The following is a 1,337-nucleotide window of genomic DNA, read 5'->3' as shown; positions in this document are numbered from 1 at the left end:
CCAAGCCCGACGGCACCCCCCGCAAGCTGCTGGACGTCTCCACCATCCACGACCTCGGCTGGCGCGCGCAGATCGGCCTGCACGAAGGCCTCACCGCCACCGTCGCCTGGTACCGGGAGCAGCTCGCCGCCGGCACCGTCCGCACCGGCTGACAGACCTGTGCCTCTGTTCGCCGTTGCCCGAGGCGTAGGTGTTCGTGTAGGTCCTCGCCTACTGTCCTGCTGCATTGGAACAGCACGACGAGGTGCCGGACTGTTCGACGAAGCGGGGATGTAGTGGAACTCAGGGAAGTTCTGAAGGCGCTGAAGGCGTCTTGGTGGCTTGTGGTCGCCGGTGCATTGGTCGGGGCGTTGGCCGCGCTCGGGCTGAGCCTCCTGCAGACCCCGCTCTACAGCTCGCAGACCCAGCTGTTCGTCTCGGCCACCGACTCCGTGACGACTGCCGAGGCGTTCCAGGGCAGCCAGCTCTCCCAGCAGCGGGTCACCTCGTACGCCCAATTGCTGACCGGGGAAGAGCTTGCTTCGCGCGTCGTCGACGATCTGCAACTCGACCTGACTCCATCCGCCCTTGCCGGTCACATCACCGCGACCGCGGTGACCGACACGGTGCTGCTCAACGTCACCGTCACAGACCCCTCGGCGGTGCAGGCGCAGCGGATCGCGGAGTCAATCGGCACTGAGTTCAGCGCCATGGTCGAGGAGCTCGAGACTCCCAGCGGAGCCGACGCCGTGTCGCCGGTCAAGGTGACCGTGACCGACCGCTCCGACCTCCCGACCGCGCCGAGCTCGCCGCAGACGCTCCGCAACGTCGCCCTGGGTCTGCTCGTCGGTTTGCTGCTCGGAGCTGCCGGCGCGATTGCCCGCGTGCGCCTAGACCGGACGGTCAAGGACGCCGAGGACGCGGCCGAGCTGGCCGGCGGGCCGGTCATCGGCGTCATCCTCCGCGACGACGACTTGGCCAGCCAGCACACCATCGAGCGCAACAGCCTGAGTCGCACCGCCGAGGGCTACCGGCAGCTGCGCACCAATCTGCAGTTCCTCAACGTCGACGAGCCGCCCAAGGTCATCATGGTGTCGAGCGCCGTGCCGTCGGAGGGCAAGACGACCCTCGCGGTCAACCTGGCGCTCTCCCTGGCCGAGGCAGGCCGCACCGTCACGGTCATCGAGGCCGACCTACGCCGCCCCCGGGTCACCCGCTACCTGGGCATGGTCGGCGGCGTTGGGCTGACGAACATCCTTACCGGGTCGGCCGGCCTAGAGGACGTCATCCAGCCCTACGGCGACGGCGGTCTCTCGGTCATCGCGGCCGGGCCCCCCCCCCCCAACCCGCGTTAGCTG

The 1,337-nt window shown here is 69.0% G+C and carries 1 protein-coding gene; it reads left to right on the top strand.

Annotation, left to right across the window (positions count from 1 at the left end; translation table 11 throughout):
• Positions 1-275 precede the first annotated feature (275 nt).
• Positions 276-1,334, top strand: coding sequence for a YveK family protein (locus tag UXQ13_RS23540; RefSeq protein ID WP_336393096.1), 1,059 nt, complete (start codon positions 276-278; stop codon positions 1,332-1,334).
• Positions 1,335-1,337 lie beyond the last annotated feature (3 nt).

The organism is Klenkia terrae, assembly GCF_037083865.1.
GTDB lineage: Bacteria > Actinomycetota > Actinomycetes > Mycobacteriales > Geodermatophilaceae > Klenkia > Klenkia terrae.
Note: the sequence above shows the minus strand (reverse complement) of the source record. Positions and strands in the feature narration are given on the sequence as shown.